Annotated in this window: 15 protein-coding genes; 7 read left to right on the top strand and 8 right to left on the bottom strand. The window is 57.3% G+C overall.

The annotated features are described in order from the left end of the window. Window positions 1-23 precede the first annotated feature (23 nt). Complete coding sequence (locus tag HL45_RS00580) at window positions 24-785, bottom strand: S24/S26 family peptidase (protein ID WP_084156762.1); 762 nt, start codon at window positions 783-785, stop codon at window positions 24-26. 83 nt (window positions 786-868) lie between these two features. Here HL45_RS00580 and HL45_RS00575 point away from each other — a divergent pair, with 83 nt between their 5' ends. From HL45_RS00575 to HL45_RS00565, 3 genes are all read left to right on the top strand, one after another. Further along, window positions 869-2428: a DNA-directed DNA polymerase II small subunit gene (locus tag HL45_RS00575; protein ID WP_049969179.1), complete on the top strand. Its 1560-nt coding sequence runs from the start codon at window positions 869-871 to the stop codon at window positions 2426-2428. Between the two features lie 327 nt (window positions 2429-2755). Beyond that, window positions 2756-3319 (top strand): hypothetical protein, encoded by a 564-nt coding sequence (locus HL45_RS00570; protein ID WP_144239976.1) that lies wholly within the window; start codon window positions 2756-2758, stop codon window positions 3317-3319. 231 nt (window positions 3320-3550) lie between these two features. Beyond that, a complete protein-coding gene (locus HL45_RS00565) occupies window positions 3551-4156 on the top strand; it encodes a hypothetical protein (protein WP_049969176.1) in 606 nt (201 codons plus the stop codon). 63 nt (window positions 4157-4219) lie between these two features. On the opposite strand, the gene lpdA is transcribed toward HL45_RS00565, so the two are convergent. After that, entirely contained in the window at window positions 4220-5644 is a 1425-nt protein-coding gene (lpdA, locus tag HL45_RS00560; RefSeq protein ID WP_049969175.1) for a dihydrolipoyl dehydrogenase, read from the bottom strand. A gap of 143 nt (window positions 5645-5787) precedes the next feature. On the opposite strand from lpdA, the gene HL45_RS00555 reads away from it, so the two are divergent. Continuing rightward, window positions 5788-6141: a hypothetical protein gene (locus HL45_RS00555; protein WP_049970029.1), complete on the top strand. Its 354-nt coding sequence runs from the start codon at window positions 5788-5790 to the stop codon at window positions 6139-6141. Window positions 6142-6204: 63 nt separating this feature from the next. Here HL45_RS00555 and HL45_RS00550 read toward each other — a convergent pair whose 3' ends face one another. The 4 genes from HL45_RS00550 to lipA all read right to left on the bottom strand — a co-directional run bounded on the left by HL45_RS00550 (window position 6205) and on the right by lipA (window position 11067). Further along, window positions 6205-7701: a dihydrolipoamide acetyltransferase family protein gene (locus tag HL45_RS00550; RefSeq protein ID WP_049969174.1), complete on the bottom strand. Its 1497-nt coding sequence runs from the start codon at window positions 7699-7701 to the stop codon at window positions 6205-6207. 1 nt (window position 7702) lies between these two features. After that, window positions 7703-8698: an alpha-ketoacid dehydrogenase subunit beta gene (locus tag HL45_RS00545; RefSeq protein WP_049969173.1), complete on the bottom strand. Its 996-nt coding sequence runs from the start codon at window positions 8696-8698 to the stop codon at window positions 7703-7705. 3 nt (window positions 8699-8701) lie between these two features. Further along, window positions 8702-9823, bottom strand: a complete 1122-nt coding sequence (pdhA, locus tag HL45_RS00540) for a pyruvate dehydrogenase (acetyl-transferring) E1 component subunit alpha (protein WP_394324781.1) — start codon at window positions 9821-9823, stop codon at window positions 8702-8704. 305 nt (window positions 9824-10128) lie between these two features. After that, a complete protein-coding gene (gene lipA / locus HL45_RS00535; protein ID WP_049969172.1) occupies window positions 10129-11067 on the bottom strand; it encodes a lipoyl synthase in 939 nt (312 codons plus the stop codon). 177 nt (window positions 11068-11244) lie between these two features. Between lipA and HL45_RS00530 the strand changes: the two genes are divergently transcribed. Then, entirely contained in the window at window positions 11245-11556 is a 312-nt protein-coding gene (locus HL45_RS00530) for a DUF378 domain-containing protein (RefSeq protein ID WP_049969170.1), read from the top strand. Between the two features lie 114 nt (window positions 11557-11670). After that, window positions 11671-13074 carry an MATE family efflux transporter gene (locus tag HL45_RS00525; protein ID WP_049969169.1) on the top strand — a complete coding sequence of 468 codons (1404 nt, stop codon included), beginning with the start codon at window positions 11671-11673 and terminating at the stop codon, window positions 13072-13074. 192 nt (window positions 13075-13266) lie between these two features. Here the strand turns inward: HL45_RS00525 and HL45_RS00520 are convergent, their stop codons facing one another. Then, window positions 13267-13653 (bottom strand): gamma-glutamylcyclotransferase family protein, encoded by a 387-nt coding sequence (locus HL45_RS00520; RefSeq protein WP_049969167.1) that lies wholly within the window; start codon window positions 13651-13653, stop codon window positions 13267-13269. Next, window positions 13647-14072 carry a DUF6884 domain-containing protein gene (locus tag HL45_RS00515; protein WP_049969166.1) on the bottom strand — a complete coding sequence of 142 codons (426 nt, stop codon included), beginning with the start codon at window positions 14070-14072 and terminating at the stop codon, window positions 13647-13649. Before HL45_RS00515 ends, HL45_RS00520 begins: the two co-directional genes overlap by 7 nt. Before the next feature lie 188 nt (window positions 14073-14260). Between HL45_RS00515 and HL45_RS00510 the strand changes: the two genes are divergently transcribed. Beyond that, the gene (locus tag HL45_RS00510; RefSeq protein ID WP_049970027.1) at window positions 14261-15571 is read left to right on the top strand and encodes an MATE family efflux transporter; all 1311 of its coding nucleotides are present in this window, start codon (window positions 14261-14263) and stop codon (window positions 15569-15571) included. The last annotated feature ends 16 nt before the right edge of the window (window positions 15572-15587 follow it).

Here is a 15587-nt window from a genome sequence, read left to right as displayed (position 1 = left end):
GGTATCGGGCAGCGCAACGACGGTTACGCAGGCGGCGCGTACTGGGTTCCGTTCGGTGTTACCTGTGCTGGTTGTTGCGATTGGTACTGCACGTCCACGGGGACGCCTGTAGTGGCGAAGAACAGGCGAACGTGGCCGAGCCATGGGATTTTCACTTCGGCGGTGCCGCGAATCCAACTCGGCTTGACGGGGTCGCTAATGGCGGAGACTTGGTCGTACTGGTCGTTCGCATCACCCTTCGTGATGAATCCGGCGTATGGTGCAGGGCAGTTCGGCAGTTCTTGACAACTGTCTGCACCGTTCATGTACTGTGGATTCCCTCTGTCGTACCAGTTTTCGCCTTCGTCAACCCAGAACCGCGCTCGATGAATAATCGGCGTTCGGTACGCGCTTCCGTCCGGACGGTAGATTATCACGTCTCCGGCTTGATTGAAACTGTTGTAGCCGCTTTGTTGTCCCTGTTGATACGTGACGATTCCCGTTCCCTCCTGTGCGGCGTCCGGAACGAAGCGACTCTCATCCATGATGAAAATCAGGTCACCGCGCTCCATCTGTGGCTCCATACTGCCGCTTTCGACGGCGACCATCGGCGGCCAGACGCCGCTGATAGCAAAGAGAACGAGGCCGATTGCGGCGACGACGGCGGCGCTCTCCAACATTTCTCGAACGAACACCACCGTCCCGTTATCGGTGTGTCGGAACCAACGAAGCCACGAGACGACCCCTGACCCCTCCGGGCCGGTGTCCCGTACGTCGTCTGACGACGACTCGTCTGGGGGACTCATTACGGTTCTCTAAACTACCACGGGTTGTCAACCTTCTGGGTTAGTTCGCTATATTTTTTGCTCATCCGCGTCTTTACCGACTCGTGCCATTAGAAACCCCGGCTCGAATCGTCAGAGAACTCACGAGTCGCGGGTACAACGCCGACCGAGAGGCCGTGACGCTTCTTGCAAACGCGCCAGACCCAGACGGCGCGCTCAACGAGGCAGTCGAGTCCGCCCCCGAACACGCGCTGAAAATCTCCGTCGAACACGTCAGGAACGTTCTCGACTCGGCTTCATCGGAGTCAGCTTCATCGGCATCGTCTCTATCGGAGAACGGAGATGTTTCCATCCCCGATAATACCCCCTTTTCTACTGGAACGAAAAACACCGAATCCTCAGTGCATGAGGTGACCTCTCCAGTTGAAACAGAGGGGTCCATCTCACGGAACGAAGCCCTTCAGTCGGTCGGTATCGAGGGCGACGTAACCGGACAGAGCACTGGAACCGGCGAGTACGACGATTTCGTTACGGTGTTCCGCGACCGTTTCCAGCGGCTTTCGGGACAACTTCGTGGTCGTGTCAATGCTCGTCCAACGAACGCAGTCGCCAGCATGCCGGGCGGAAGCGACGCCGCCATGGTCGGGATGATAAGCGACATTCGTTCGACGGCGAGCGGACACTGGCTTGTCGAACTCGAAGACACGAACGGCACGTTCCCGTGTCTCATCATGAAGGACAAGGAGTTCGCCAGCGTCGTGAACGAACTCCTGTTGGACGAGACGATTGCCGTCGAGGGAACGCTTTCGAGCGATGCCGGAATCCTGTTCGTTGACTCGCTTCATTTCCCCGACGTTCCGCGAACCTACAAACCATCGACCGCCGACCGCCACGTACAAGCCGCACTCATCAGCGACGTTCACGTCGGCAGTCAGGAGTTCATGGCCGACGCGTGGTCGCGGTTCACCAGTTGGCTGCACACCGAGGAGGCAGAACACGTCGAATATCTCCTCATCGCAGGCGACATGGTGGAGGGCGTCGGTATCTATCCGAATCAGGACGAGGAACTCGACATCATCGACATCTTCGAGCAGTACGAGAAGTTCTCGGAGTATCTGAAAGAAGTCCCCGGCGACATGGAAATCGTCATGATTCCCGGCAACCACGACGCGGTTCGACTCGCCGAACCGCAACCGGGATTCGACGAGGAACTCCGCGACATCATGGATGTTCACGATGCCCGAATCACGGGCAATCCCTCTACAGTTACAGTCGAAGGCGTCTCGGTACTGATGTACCACGGCGTCTCGCTGGACGAGGTAATCGCGGAGATGCCGGAGGAAAAAGCGAGTTACGAGGAACCGCACAAGGCGATGTACCAACTCCTGAAAAAGCGTCACGTCGCCCCGCAGTACGGTGGCCACACCCGCGTTGCACCGGAGGAAAAGGACTACCTCGTCATCGACGAGGTTCCCGACATCTTCCACACTGGTCACGTCCACAAACTCGGATTCGGCAAGTACCACAACGTCCTCGCCATGAACTCCGGTTGCTGGCAATCACAGACGGATTTCCAGAAAAGCGTCAACATCAATCCTGATTCGGGATTCGCGCCAGTCGTGGATTTGGATACGTTGGACGTGACGGTTCACAAATTTGCTTGAGATGGTCTTTTCCTCCAGTTGAAACGAGGGGATTGATTTCTCCACCGTTCTATTTGTAACTTTGAAAGCGTTGTGTCTTCTTTTGACCCCACTGCTATTGATATTCGTTGTATTCTGTCTTATTGTTCCCCATCACTGCCACTCCATAGGATACACGTCTAGGTTAATCATACTATCGAGCACTTCGTACCGTGAAATATAACACTAATAAAAATAGTACAACTTTTATATTATAAAAAATTATATAACTATGGGCTTATGTCCAGACAAAACAACAACGGTCTAAGTCGGCGACAGATTTTGAAAGGTTCAGCGACCGGTGCGTTGGTGGCTTTTGGCTCGGCGAACGTTTCAGCGGAGCAGACAACTGAAATATCACAGGTTGAACAGGAGAAGCTCCTACGAGATTATCGGGACGCATACGTCGTTCGGGACATCGTTCACCAGCATTCTGACCTCCTTGAAGAACTCTCGGACGACGGCGTCCTTGACAACCCACGTATCGACGACTTGGAAGAGTTAACCGAACCCAGTGGCGGCGTCGGTGAGCGACTGACGACGTACAACCTCGGTAAAGGCCACACACCGGAGATTAAGGTGTTCCGGCGCGTCGAATCCGGTTATCTCTCTCTTCTGTTGTTCCCTGAAAAGGGTACTGCACGTGCGCTGTTCAACCCAGTTGAAGACGGTGAACAACTCGGTGAAGACCACATCGTAAAGTACGGTAGCATGCCGGACATGGAAGTCGAACCGGAAGCGTGCTTGTCTCCGTGGCAGTGTTACGGGTGTCATGGTTGTTCCACCTACTGTTGTAAGTTCAATGGTGAAGGTACCATTTGCGAGGAGATGTGTGAAGAGTGTTACTGCAGTTGTAGCTCTACGTGGTGCTGAGAGACTCCTACTGACATCCTCGTCGGATTTCGATTTTTATGGTTAAATTATTGGATTCCGCGCAGTAGCTCGGCAGTATTATTCGCAAATACCTAAATTAAATAAAATTCTACATATCCAGAATGTATATTTTTTACCGTAGTATTCATATATTAATATGGTATGTAAAATCAAAACAATACCGAGCTGAGTCGGCGTCAAATCTTGAAAGGAACCGCAACCGGAGCATTGGTGACACTCGCTCCAGCGAGCGCCGCCGCAGAACGGAGTAATCTCGCTACCACACAGCGCTTCGACCTCACGCGGTCGGAGCAAGATGCGTTTCTTCGCGACTACCGCGACGCAGACATCGTCAAAGCCGCCGTCCAACAGCAGTCGGACGTTCTCGAAGAACTCTCGGACGACGGCGTTATCGAGGAAGCAAAAATCGGCGACCTCCACGAACTGACCGACCCGACCGGTAGAATAGAGGGTGAACGGTTGACCGCCAACCAACTCGGCGACAGCCATACGCCACGGATTCTCATCATCCGCCGCGTCGAGGACGGCTATCTCTCTCTTTCCGTCTTCCCCGAAGAGGACACTGCCCACGCGATTCTCAACCCGGTCGAAGACGGCGAACCCCTCGGTGAAGACCATCTCGTCAGATACGGTTCCCTACCGGAACCCGAAGTCGACTGTGACAGCTCGCTCGGTCTGTGTGAAACCTGTGACTGTGAAACCGTCTGCTGTGAACGTCATCCAGACGATAATTCGTGCATCGCAGTCTGTGACGAATGCGATTGCTACTGCGAGTGTTGTGATTGTAGCGACAACTCGTGCGTTTACGAGTGTTGAACGAAAGAGAGCTGAATTTTTGAACGTCGGTGCCGCGGCCAGTCGTTTACTGCGGACGAAACCTCACCGATTCAGCGTGTGAATCGCGTGTCCGAGCGCGTTCTCGGCACACTCCATCACGGCTTCCGAGAGCGTCGGGTGGGTGTGAACCGTCGCGGCGAGGTCTTCGAGCGTTGCACCCATCTCGATTGCCAGTCCCAACTCGGCAATCAGTTCGGAGGCTTCCGGCCCGACAATCTGCGCGCCGAGGACGAACCCGCTCGGTTCGTCGGCGACGATTCGGACGAATCCTTCGGCGTGGCCCGTGGTCAGTGCGCGACCACTGGCTTGGAACGGGAACTTGCCGACGACCGGTTCGAAGCCTTGTGCCTCGGCTTCCGCTTCCGTCATGCCGACCGTGCCGATTTCGGGGTCGGTGAACACCGCGGCGGGCATGGCCTGATAGTCGAGGGCCGAGGGTTTGCCCGCGATGACTTCCGCGGCGACCTGTCCTTCCTTGCTGGCTTTGTGCGCGAGCATCGGTTCGCCCGCCACGTCACCGATTGCGAAGATGTGTTCTTGCTCGGTTCGGGCGCGGTCGTCCGTCTGGATGAAGCCCTTCTCGTCAGTTTCGATGCCCGCGTTTTCGAGTTCGAGCGTGTCCGTCACGGGTTGGCGACCGACCGCCACGAGCGCCTTTTCGGCACCGAACTCCGAGACTTCGCCGTCCTCGTTCTCGGTCATGACCGTAATACCGTCGCCTGATTCTTCCCACTCCTTCGCCGCCTGCCCGAAGTGGAAGTCGATTCCCAACTCGTCGGCCTTCTTTTTGACCGGGCGTGCGAGGTCGTCCTCGTAGCCGGGAAGCACCGAATCGAGCATTTCGACCACGGTCACGTCGGAACCGAGTTTGGCGAAGACGCCCGCCAGTTCCATGCCGATGTAGCCTGCGCCGACGATGACGATGCTCTCCGGAACGTCGTCCAGCGCGAGTGCTTCCCGCGAACTAAGGATGTGCTCGCCGTCGAACTCGAAGCCGGGAACCTCGATTGCTCGGCTTCCGGTCGAGACGATTGCATTCTCGAACTCGACGGTTTCCGAACCCTGTCCTTCGCCGCCGTGGACGACGCGAACCGATTTGTCGTCAGCGAACTCGGCACGGCCTTCCATCAGCGAGACGCCGTTTGCCTTGCAGAGCTTTTCGACGCCGCCGGTCAACTGGGAGACGACGTCGTCTTTCCAATCGACCATCTCGCCGTAGTTCACGTCGAGTTTGGTGTAGATTCCCATGTCCTCGGCGTTGTTCGCGTCGTAGGCCAAGTCGGACGCCGTAATCATTGCCTTCGACGGGATGCACCCGTAGTTCAGGCAGGTTCCGCCGTAGGCGTCCTTTTCGACGAGCGTTACGTCCAGACCCAGTTGCCCGGCGCGAATCGCGGCGACGTAGCCACCCGGTCCTGCGCCGATAACCAGCACGTCCGTTCCTGTCGAGATGTCTCCGACGACCATTAGGTGGACGGATGCGCTACCGGGTAAAAAATCAGGTGGATTACGAACCGGCAACCGAACGTATGTTGGCAAATCGCATGATTTTGTAGCGAGTTCGTTCTCGCTACAAGAAATATTATATCCTGATGACATCGATCGAGATTATGAATCGCCTTCTCCGCCACGCTATCGCCTTACTCGTCAGTATCGTCGTAACCGGCAGTGTCGCTTTCTTCGAATCGCCGACGGATGAATCTCTCATCCTCCTCGTCGGTATCGCGTCGGTGTACGGCGTTGGAACCGCAGTTGCGCTTCAATATGGGTCGCTTCTTCGAAGCACCGACGGGCCGAACTGGTTGAGCGGTGCGTTCGCCGGAGTCATGACGTTTGGTTGTCTGAGTCTACTCAATGGCGTCACCCCGACACCTAATTTCACCGTAATGGTGCTCGGCTATGGTCTCTCGATATTCGGATTCATATCCGGTGTTGGATTCGAACACGAGCGAGAAACCGAGTAGCTATCACCTTCTTCTTGTCAAATCGAAAAAACACAAATCGAAAACTCTGCAACGACTTTCGGACTACTCCAACAGGAGCAGTTTCGGATTGTGCAGGTACTCCAACAACTGGTTGGCGAACTGCGCGACGATTGCACCGTCGATGATGCGGTGGTCGATGGACATCGAAATCGGGAGCACCGGCCGCGCTTCCACCTCATCGTCCACGACGACCGGGCGCTTTTTCAGCGACCCCAGTCCGAGGATACCGACTTCGGGGTGGTTGATGATAGGCGTCGCGTGTTTTCCGCCAATCGCGCCGAAGTTCGTGATGGTGAACGTTCCGCCCTGCATCTCCTCGCGGGAGATGGTGCGGTCGCGGGCTTTCTCGACCAGTTCGTTCATCTCCGAGGCGAGTTGGAGCATATCCTTCTGGTCTACGTTCTTGATGACGGGAACCATCAGGCCGTCGTCGGTCGCCACTGCGATACCGATGTTGTAGTAGTTCTTGACGACGATTTCCTCGTTCTCCTCGTCCAGTGCGGAGTTGAGGTACGGGAAGTCCTTGAGCGCGGCGACGACCGCCTTCAGCACGAACGGCATGTAGGTAAGCTTGATACCCTGTTCGTCGGCGATACCGCGCAGTTCCTCGCGCGTCTCGACCAGTTCCGACACTTCCGTCGTGTCGTGGTGAGTGACGTGCGGCGCGGTGAACTTCGACTTCTGCATCTGCTTGCCGATAGTTCGCCGAATGCCGCGGTACGGAATCCGCTCTTCGCGTGGGCCAGTCTCGCCCGTTGCGACTGCGGCGGCGTCCGCTGCCTGCGCTTGCTGTTGAGCCTCGGCGTACTCCCGCACGGCTTCCGGCGTGACGAACGCCTGTCCGTCGTGCTCTTCGACCGCGGGTACGGCATTAAGATTGACACCCTGCTCGTCGGCGAGTCGCCGGGTTGCGGGTGCGGCCAGTGTTCGTTCGCGGTCAGCAGGTTCGACCGAATCCGGTGCCGGTCCGCCACCACCTGAACTTATGTTTTCAGGTTGAATGTCGAGGTCATCGTCCGGTTGGACTTCGTCGGTTTCCTGCTCGACTTCGTCCGTCGTGCTTTCGGCCGTCGTGCGAACGTCGTGTTCGGTTACGCGACCGCTCGGCCCGGTGCCTTCGACGGTTGCAATATCCACACCGAGTTCACGCGCGAGTCGGCGTGCGCTCGGTGCCGCGAAGACGCGTCCTTCGGGAGTCTCGGTTTCCTCCGAAACTTCTGGCTCCTCGGCGACTTCCTCTTGTGATTCCGTCGGCTCTTCGGATTCGGCGCTCTCGGTGGCCGTGTCCTCATCGTCCTCGCCCTCCACGTTGAACGTGATGATGACGTTGCCGACGGGGACGACTTCGCCCTCCTCTGCGCGGAGTTCGCGGACGCTCCCGTTAACCGGGGAGGGAACCTCCACGATTGCCTTGTCCGTCTCGACTTCCGCGACGGGTTGGTCTTCGCTGACCTCGTCGCCTTCCTCGACAAGCCAACTGACGAGTTCACCTTCGGCGACACCTTCGCCGACGTCGGGGAGTTTGAATTCGCGTACCATATTAGAAGTTCACCGCGTCTCGGATGCCTTCCTTGATGCGTGCTGGTTCGGGCAGGTAGTAGTCTTCGAGGCTGTAGAGCGGGAACGGCGTGTCGAAGCCGGTGATTCGTTCGACTGGTGCCTCCTGATACAGCAGGGCTTCCTCTTGAATCGTCGCCGCGATTTCACCGGCCAAACCGCCAGTTTTCGGAGCCTCGTGGACGACTGCCGCGCGTCCGGTCTTCTTGAACGATTCGATGATGGTGTCCTCGTCGAGTGGCGACACCGTTCTGAGGTCGACGACTTCCACGTCGATTTCGCCTTCCAGTTCCTCCGCGGCTTCCATCGTCGGTCGGGTCATCGCACCCCACGTGAACACCGAAATGTCTGCCCCTTCGCGGCGGACTGCGGCCTCGCCGAGCGGGACTTCGTAAGATTCCGTCGGCACTTCGCCGCGGAACGCGCGATAGATGAGTTTCGGTTCGAGGAAGATGACCGGGTCGGGGTCGCGGATTGCGGACGTGAGCAGTCCCTTCGTGTCGTAGGGCGTACTCGGCATAACGACCTTGAGGCCGGGCTGATGGGTGTAGAACGCTTCCATCGACTCGGAGTGGTGTTCCGGCGCACGGATTCCGCCACCGTATGGCGCGCGAACGACCATCGGACAGGTGAACCGGCCGCGACTTCGCGTGCGAAGTCGCGCCGCGTGGGAGACGATTTGGTCGAATGCCGGGTACATGAAGCCGGAGAACTGCATTTCCGGAACGGGCTTCAGACCGTAGGCGGCCATACCGATAGCCGTTCCAACGATACCGGACTCTGCTAGCGGGGTGTCGATGACGCGGTCGTCGCCGAACTCCTCGTAGAGTCCTTCCGTGGCGCGGAACACGCCGCCGTTCTTGCCGACGTCCTCGCCCATAACGATGACGTCGTCGTCCTGTTGCATTTCAGTGTACAGTCCGTCGCGGACTGCCTGCACGAGCGTAAGATTCTCGGATTCGGTAGTTGCCTGACTCATGTTTTAATCCTCCAGAAGCGCTTCGTCTCCGTACTTTTCTCGGATTTGCTCGAACGACTCCATCTGTTCTCGGAGTCGCCGTGGCATATCCGCATAGACGTGATTGAAGATTTCCTCGGGTTCGGGTCGCTCAACTGCTTCGGCCTCGTCGATGGCGTCTGCGACCTGCTGTTTGATGTCGGCCTCGATTTCTTCGACGCCTTCTTCGTCCAGACGGCCCGTGTTGAGCAGGAATTTCTCCATCCGCGGAATCGGATCCTTTTTCTTCCACTTTTTGACTTCTTCGTCATCACGGTAGACAGTCGGGTCGTCGGCAGTGGTGTGTGCACCGAAGCGGTACTGAACCGCCTCGATGAGTGTCGGACGCAGTTCGTCCTCGCCGGGGTTTTTGGCCTTCTCGACGGCCTCTTTCGTCACCTGGTACACTGCGAGTGGGTCCATCCCATCGACCTGTACGCCTTCGAAGCCGTATGCAGTGGCTTTCTGCGCGATGGTCTTCGAGGCGGTCTGGCGCTCTCGTGGCACCGAAATCGCCCACTGGTTGTTGTTACAGAAGAAAACTGCAGGTGCGTCGAAGACGCCTGCGAAGTTGAGTCCTTCGTGGAAGTCACCCTCGCTGGTTGCACCGTCACCAAAGTAACACATGAACGCCTTACTTTCGTCTTTCAGGCGGGATGCCCACGCTCCTCCCGTCGCGTGAAGGATTTGCGTTGCAATTGGCACTGAGACGGTGAAGATGTTGGAATCCTCCGCGATTTCGTTGCCTTTCTCGTGACCCATCCAGTAAAGCATGGTCTGGGTCAGCGAAAGACCACGGACGAGTGCGGCCCCGTGTTCGCGGTAACTCGGGTACATCCAGTCGTCGTCGGCCAGCGCGTAGACACTGCCGATTTGGGCACCTTCCTGTCCCGAGAGGGGCGGGTAGGTTCCCATTCGGCCTTGCCGTTGGAGGCTGACTGCTCGTTCGTCGAAGTGACGGGCGAGGCGCATCTGGTGGTACATATCCACCAGTTCCTCGTCGGAGAGGTCCGGCACTTCCGCACCGTCCAACACCGTTCCGTCTTCGTCCAGTATCTGTACTCGTTCCTGGGGGTCTTGGTGTACGATGCTCACGGTCGAACCCATCCTGACATGTACGAAAGAACTCTGGCGCAGGTTATAGGGTTTTCGTAATTAACTTCCCATAGAGATTGCTCCGTCTGCCATTTTTCGTATATTGTTCTTCGAGAACCGAATTAATTTCTCTATTTAAAATTTCTGGCCGGTTGTAAGTCGAATGATGGACAGGTCATCCGTGCTGTCGATTTCCCACTTCCCCCGACTTGTGTCGTCTAAAACAAATTTGTAACTGCTTTGTGATTCGAAGTTCGCACCTCCCAACCCACCGTGCCGGTTTCTCTCGTGCGTTCCGTCTTCCGACTCGACCGTTTTTATACGGAGGCTCTTCGGGCCTCTTTCCTCGCCTGCTCCACGCTTTTTCCATCTCGGAGGATGGCGTCCACGAACAGTTCGCCCGCTTTGTACGACGAGCGAACCATCGCACCGCTGGCGCAGTAGAGGAAGGACAACTCGTCTTCCGCGACCTGTCGCCATGTTTCGAACTTCGATGGATGGACGTACTCCTCCACGTCGAGGTGCGTCCGCGACGGTTGGAGATACTGCCCAAGCGTGACGATGTCCACGTCCGTCTCCCGGAGATCCGAAAGCGCCTGATACACTTCGTGGTCGTATTCTCCGAGGCCGAGCATCAGACTCGTTTTCGTGTAGATGTTCGACTCGCGTTTGACCTGTTCGAGAACGCCCAAACTCTGTTCGTATCCCGCACGCGGGTCACGAACCGGACGCTGCAGTCGTTCGACCGTCTCGACGTTGTGCGCAATCACGTCCGGTTCGGCGTCGATAATTTTTCGAACCAACTTTTCTTCGCCTTGGAAGTCGGGAATCAGCACTTCCACGAGGATGCCGGGATGGCGCTTTTTGATTTCCCGAATCGTCTGCGCGAAGTGTTCTGCGCCCTGTCCGTCGAGATCGTCCCGGTCAACCGACGTGAGAACTACGTAATCGAGGCCGATTTCCGCGATGGCGCTCGCCACGTTTACGGGTTCGTCCGGATCGAGCGGTTCGCCGCCGCCCGTATCCACGTCGCAGAACCCACAACTTCGGGTGCATTTGTGACCCATCAACATGAACGTGGCCGTGCCACCGCCGTCCGAACCCCGACCGCTCCAACATTCTCCGAGGTTTGGACAGTTCGCTTCCTCACAGACGGTGTTCAAGTCGTGTTCGCGGAGCGTCTGTTTGATTCCTGTAAACTCCTGACCCGACGGGGGCCGCATCTTCAACCAATCGGGTTTGCGCCGCCCACTCATTGCTCACGGTTTGGGGCCGGTACGACAAAAGGGTAGGGTATTGGCGAAGCCAGTTTGCCTGTTCCGTTTACAATCTCCGTGTAGTTCGGCGTTGCCGAATGGAAATCTCAAAATACCCTCGCCGGACGGCGGATAACTGCCAAATAACAATACCTCTCCTTCGTTTACTCACAGGTCATGGCTACCGACAGTACCGTGAGGACGAGTGGAGCGATGGAAACCAACGGACTGGACTGGTTCAGTATCCTCCTCGTCGTCATTGGCGCGCTCAACTGGGGAATCGTCGGTATAACGAGTCTCATCGGTAGACAGGTAAACGTCGTGCGACAAGGGATGGGTATGCTGTTTCTTCCCGATGTTGCACAGATACTTACGAATCTTATCTACGTTCTCGTCGGATTAGCGGGACTGTACTTCATCTACACCAGCTACAAAATCAGGCGCGCGAGTCGTCAGACGACTCGCCAAACGGTACAGCAAACCGAATAATCGCTTTTCGATTCGCCGCTGAAATTCAGTGTTACGAGATAACTATTCTCATATTTTCACTGGGATACTTATAAATACTATCAAGATTTTATAATCTGTGTAACGGCAAAAACCATGGTCGATGTGTCACGTGAGGAAATAACTGATGGGTCACTGATACGCTCTCTTCTGCTTCTTGCCGCCCCTCTCGTCATGCAGAATTTCGTACAGGTCGCCCAACAGGTCGTCGATACATTTTGGGTCGGCCGACTCGGGGAAGATGCGGTTGCCGCGGTGGGGCTAAGCTTCCCGTTGACCGCGTTTTTGTTCGCCGTCCTCATGATGACTAACATCGGAACACAGGTTCTCGTCTCCCAGCGCGTCGGGGCTGAAGAGGATTCGCTCGCGCGCCGCGCGGTGTTTCACGGTGTCACCCTCGCGTTCGTCCTCGGTTTGGCGCTCACCATTCTCGTGTTGATTTTCGGTGCCGATGCCATTTCCTTGTTCAGTGCCGAACCTGAAGTCACGTCGCTGACCGTCATCTATTTCACGACGTTTTCGCTCGGCCTGCCACTCGTGGGAATGGGCGACGCCATCGAGATGGGATTCATCGGATCGGGCGATTCGCGCGCGGCCCTCTACATCAACGTCGCTGCGGTCGCTATCAACATTGTTCTCGACCCGATTCTCATCTTTGGCTACGGGATTCCCGGATTCTCAGGGTTCGAAATCGCGGGCGCTGCACTAGCAACTATCCTCGGATACGGTATTTCGTCGCTGTTGGGTCTTGGAATGATGCTTCGCGGGCGAAACGGCTTCTCGCTTACGAAAGAGTCGATGACGTTCGAAATGAACGATTACCGTGAAATCGTCGATATTGGCCTTCCTATCTGCGGCCAACGCGCCGCCGGGCAATCGGTTCGACTGCTCATCGTCGGGGTTGTCGCCGCCGCTGGCGGGTCTGCTGCTCTCGCGGCCTACACTGTCGGTGCCCGTATCGCCAGCGTTGCATTCATTCCTGCCAGTGGTCTTTCGCAGGCCGCACAGAGCGTCATCGGTCAGAATATCGGTGCAGAAAAACCGAACCGTGCACGCCTCACTACGTGGGTGGGCGCAGGCATCGCCGCTGTCGGTTTGACCCTAATCGGTGTCTTCCAGTGGGTTGCTCCCGAACTACTGGTCAGAACGTTCGTTCCGGATATGACTTCTCAAGGATTCGACTTGACTGTCGAATATCTCCGGATTCTGGTGTACGGCTACTGGGCCATCGGTGCGATGTATCTGTTCAACGCGGGCTTTAACGGCGCACGTCGGACGAAAGTGAGTTTGGTGGCCGACTTGGTAAAATACTGGGGACTACGGCTCCCTATCGCCGCAATCGGCGTCCTCTGGCTCGACTACGGCGTGTCTGCCGTGTTCTGGGCCGTCACGATCTCCAATTGTGTCGCGGCGGTCGGTGCCGGTCTGTACTACTATTATACGACTCATAACGGGATGCTCGAACGGGCGGTCGAAGTCGCATCGAGTCCCTCGGATTGAGTCGGCACTGGTTCGGTGGGGAAAGGGGAAAGAACGGAGAGCGCGGAGCGTGTAACCGCGTCCGGAGAGTGAACTCCCGAGTATATAAAGCCATGGAGGGTGGAGTGAAAGTGAAATCACAAGCAAGCACCGAAGAAAGCTGTGTGTCTGACGGAAGGCAGACATCGCTGTCTGACGAACGTCATACATAAATCATGTGGCCGATTCCACCTGAACCCCTTCCTCACGAACGTACCGACGGACGCGCTGTTCGAACGTTTCACCGTCCGGCCACGAAACTGGCTTTTTCACGCCTAATCGAGTCGGGTCGCCGACGTACACCGCGACTTCCGTTTCCTCCATCGGAACTGTAACTCTGACGTACAGTCCTCGCCCGACACCTTCGTATGCGTCTAACATCGCTATATCCGGCGTTTCGAGCAGTCGTCCTTCCGTCTCGCCATCCGGTGCCAGTGTCGGGTACTCCCCATCGACGCGATGTAGTCCCGAGAGAACTGCATCGCCGACGAACTCGAACGTCTCAACGACGCTATCGGCCCGATTCGGGTCGGTGAGTGTTCCGTAGACGAACACTAACATGTGGATTCGTTCGTCTCCTTCGCCCCCTCATGCGGCGTCTGCTCGATACGCACCTGAATGTCATTCCTCTCTAACTCCTTCCAGAGCGGGGACAGCGGGCGAACGTACTCCGAATCGAGAAGCGCGACCAGTGCGTCGTAGTTGTCTTCCTCTACGACGAGTCGCTTGATTTCAACGCGCACCGCTCGCGCCCAGTCGTTTCGCTCGGACGGTGTCAACGAAGCGAGCGTGGCCTCGTCCAGTCCGATTCTAGCGTCGGGAGAGAACAGACCATGCTTTTCGGAGACGATTCGCCAATCGTCACACGTTTCCGCGTATTTCGCTTTCGACCTGAACTGTGGCGAAGCGTACTGCTCGCGCGCAGGTCGCCATCCACCGTACTGCTCCTCGCTGCCGTTGACGATTGCCAGCGTCCTCATCGTTGATTGGTGGTACGTACCCCGATAGAAGGGATAGTTATGGGCCGGTTAATCGCATTTTGTCCATTTCGCGTCGGTTGCCCGTTCCGGTACAGCCAAACCCCGCCGGACGGAATCACGTTCCAGTGACGCTTCGCGCGCGAACGATTGCCGTCTGGCGTCGAGTGCTTTCGCTCTCGTGGCCGGTGATGGCCGAGCAGGTGCTCCGAACGCTGATGCGGACGACCGACATCATCGTTACTGCCTTGTTCTCGCCCGCCGCGGTCGCGGCAATCGGTCTTGCAGACCTCTACGCGCGCCTGCCACTCAGAATCGGACTCGGACTCGGTGGCGGAGCGATTGCGCTCTCCAGTCAGGATACCGGCGTCGGCGCGACCGCGAACCGCGACGAGGCAATTACCCAAGCAATTTTGGTCGGTACGGTCGCCGGGATTCCGTTCGTTCTCTTCGGTCTGTTGTTCGCAGAACCTGCAATCGCCATTCTCGGCGCGCCCGAAAACGTCGCGCGGATGGGCGGCACGTATCTTCTCATCATCTTCCTCACGGCACCAGCGCGACACGTCGCGCTGGTTGCCGCGCGCTCCTTACAGGGTACTGGCGACACGAAAACGCCGATGTACATCAACGTCGTCTCCAATCTGCTCAACATCGGTGGAACCGTGGCGCTCGGACTCGGCCTCGGCCCGTTTCCGAACCTGCAAATCGTCGGTGTCGGCATTGCCACCGCCGTCGGCAATTTGTTCACCGCGACCGCACTTTTGCTTGCGATTAGCACCAATTGGACGCAGGCATCGTTTGTCCGACCGCAAAATCGCACCATTACGAAGCAACTGCTCGTCGTCAGCGCGCCCCGAATCGGTGAAGGAATCGCCGCGACGATTGCGGAGTTCCCGTTCAACGCAATTCTGCTCGCCTTCGGAACGGAAGTCAACGCGGCCTATCAAATCGGTCGCCGGGTGTACCAGCAAGTGACCGGGCCGCTCTCCCGAGGGTACAGTGTCGCCTCCAGCGTCGTCGTCGGCCAAGCCCTCGGCAGTGGCGACCCAGACAGAGCGCGCTTCGAAGGCTGGGCAACCGCCGCCCTCGGACTGCTAACGGTCGGTGGAATCGGCGGCCTGCTCTTTCTCACTGCCGAGCCATTGGTTCGGCTTTTCACCTCCGACCCGCCGACCCTCGAATACGCCGCAGATTTCGCCCGGGTGTACGGATTGGCTGCGCCGTTCCTCGTCCTCTTCGTCATTCTCGCCGGGTCACTGCAAGGCGGAAGCGACACGAAAACGCCCTTTTTCGCGCGTACTTCTGGAATGTTTCTGTTCATGGTCGGCTTTTCGTGGCTGGTTGGAGTGCAGATGGACTACGGCGTGATGGGCGTGTACGCCGGAATTTTGCTTCACTACGTCTGGTCGATGGGCATCGTCAGCGCGGGATTTTATTGGGGCGGATGGGCCTCCCGTGCCGCCGCGATGATGGAAGAACGCGGGAGTGCCGAGGAAACCTGAGAGGAGACAGTAAAAC

It is taken from the genome of Haladaptatus cibarius D43, assembly GCF_000710615.1.
Taxonomy (GTDB): domain Archaea; phylum Halobacteriota; class Halobacteria; order Halobacteriales; family Haladaptataceae; genus Haladaptatus; species Haladaptatus cibarius.
The sequence above is the reverse complement of the archived record's forward strand: the minus strand, read 5'-3'. Positions and strand labels throughout refer to the sequence as shown.

Coding starts and splice junctions, on each gene's coding strand:
- HL45_RS00580 (WP_084156762.1), bottom strand. CDS start 785: ATGAGTCCCCCAGACGAGTCGTCGTCAGACGACGTACGGGACACCGGC.
- lpdA (WP_049969175.1), bottom strand. CDS start 5,644: ATGGTCGTCGGAGACATCTCGACAGGAACGGACGTGCTGGTTATCGGC.
- HL45_RS00555 (WP_049970029.1), top strand. CDS start 5,788: ATGAATCGCCTTCTCCGCCACGCTATCGCCTTACTCGTCAGTATCGTC.
- HL45_RS00550 (WP_049969174.1), bottom strand. CDS start 7,701: ATGGTACGCGAATTCAAACTCCCCGACGTCGGCGAAGGTGTCGCCGAA.
- HL45_RS00545 (WP_049969173.1), bottom strand. CDS start 8,698: ATGAGTCAGGCAACTACCGAATCCGAGAATCTTACGCTCGTGCAGGCA.
- pdhA (WP_394324781.1), bottom strand. CDS start 9,823: ATGGGTTCGACCGTGAGCATCGTACACCAAGACCCCCAGGAACGAGTA.
- lipA (WP_049969172.1), bottom strand. CDS start 11,067: ATGAGTGGGCGGCGCAAACCCGATTGGTTGAAGATGCGGCCCCCGTCG.
- HL45_RS00530 (WP_049969170.1), top strand. CDS start 11,245: ATGGCTACCGACAGTACCGTGAGGACGAGTGGAGCGATGGAAACCAAC.
- HL45_RS00525 (WP_049969169.1), top strand. CDS start 11,671: ATGGTCGATGTGTCACGTGAGGAAATAACTGATGGGTCACTGATACGC.
- HL45_RS00520 (WP_049969167.1), bottom strand. CDS start 13,653: ATGTTAGTGTTCGTCTACGGAACACTCACCGACCCGAATCGGGCCGAT.
- HL45_RS00515 (WP_049969166.1), bottom strand. CDS start 14,072: ATGAGGACGCTGGCAATCGTCAACGGCAGCGAGGAGCAGTACGGTGGA.
- HL45_RS00510 (WP_049970027.1), top strand. CDS start 14,261: ATGGCCGAGCAGGTGCTCCGAACGCTGATGCGGACGACCGACATCATC.